At 67.6% G+C, this 1,193-nt stretch carries 1 protein-coding gene; it reads left to right on the top strand.

The features are described 5' to 3' along the window. Positions 1–203: 203 nt before the first annotated feature. Positions 204–977, top strand: a complete 774-nt coding sequence (locus tag U9977_RS26210) for a VOC family protein (RefSeq protein ID WP_322751950.1) — start codon at positions 204–206, stop codon at positions 975–977. The last annotated feature ends 216 nt before the right edge of the window (positions 978–1,193 follow it).

Genomic DNA, 1,193 nt, shown 5'->3' with positions numbered 1-1,193 from the left:
TACGGGGTCTGCATGTCAGCCCGACCACCACTGGATCCGTGTCTGTGGGGTGGAGCACACGGCCCGTCCCTTTCCCGCGTCAACCGCCAAAATGTTCGGCGACGTTTCATCGAGCCCGCCGCGGAAACTGTCGGAGGCGACCGCTACCGTCCGATCCATGCGAGGCGCTACAGCGTCTGACGTGTCTACAGGAGGTGGTTGTCATGGCCGAGTTCATGTCCTATCCGGCGGGGACTCCGTGTTGGGTGGATCTCGGTAGCCCCGACCTCGAGGCGTCCAGGTCCTTCTACAGCGGCCTGCTCGGCTGGGAGGCGCAGGAGGTACCGGACCCGGGGGCGGGCGGTTACACGATGTTCACGCTCCGAGGCAAGCTGGTCGCAGGTCTGGGCCCGCTGTTCGGCGAGGGGCAGCCCCCGACCTGGAACACCTACATCAGCGTTGATGATGTGGACAAGACGGCGGAGGCGGTTCTCGGTGCCGGCGGGCGGGTGCTGGCCGGGCCGATGGACGTCATGGAGGCGGGCCGCATGGCGGTGTTCACCGATCCGGCGGGTGCGGCCGTGTCGGTGTGGCAGCCTGGGGAGGTCAAGGGCGCCGAGTTGGCGAACGAGCCCGGCGCGTTCTGCTGGAACGAGTTGGACACGCGTGACCTGTCCGCGGCGAAGGCGTTCTACCCGGCGGTGTTCGGTTGGGCGGTGGACGACTCCGGGGCGCAGGGCGGTCCGATGGAGTACTACGGGTGGAAGCGTGACGGCGAGACGATCGCCGGGATGATGCCCATGCCACCGAACATCCCCGCTGAGGTCCCGTCGTTCTGGTTGACCTATTTCGCGGTCACCGACACCGACGCGGCGGTCACCGAGGCACAGGCACTCGGCGGGTCGCTCCTGATGCCGCCGATGGACATTCCAACCGGCCGGTTTGCAGTGCTCGCCGGCCCACACCGGGAGACATTCGGAATCATCAGGATCGCCTGACCGGTACGAGCCTGTTTGAAAACTTTCGTTCGACCAGCGAGCTGCGACGCAGGCTCCCCGGCGATCGACACAGTCGATCGCCGGGGAGCGCGCCGGTCAGCCGGCCGGCGCGGTCAGCGCGGTGCCTCCCGATGCCGAGCGAGCATGGCGGCGATGCCTCGCTTGTCCGCCTTGCTGCTGGGCAGGAACGGGATGTCCTCCTCGGCGACGACCTTC

Origin of the sequence: Protofrankia sp. Cas8 (assembly GCF_963555845.1) — a bacterium.
Taxonomy (GTDB): Bacteria; Actinomycetota; Actinomycetes; order Frankiales; family Frankiaceae; genus Protofrankia.
The sequence above is the reverse complement of the archived record's forward strand: the minus strand, read 5'-3'. Positions and strand labels throughout refer to the sequence as shown.

Excerpts from the sequence above, each read along its gene's own strand:
- U9977_RS26210 (WP_322751950.1), top strand. The coding sequence starts at position 204 with ATGGCCGAGTTCATGTCCTATCCGGCGGGGACTCCGTGTTGGGTGGAT.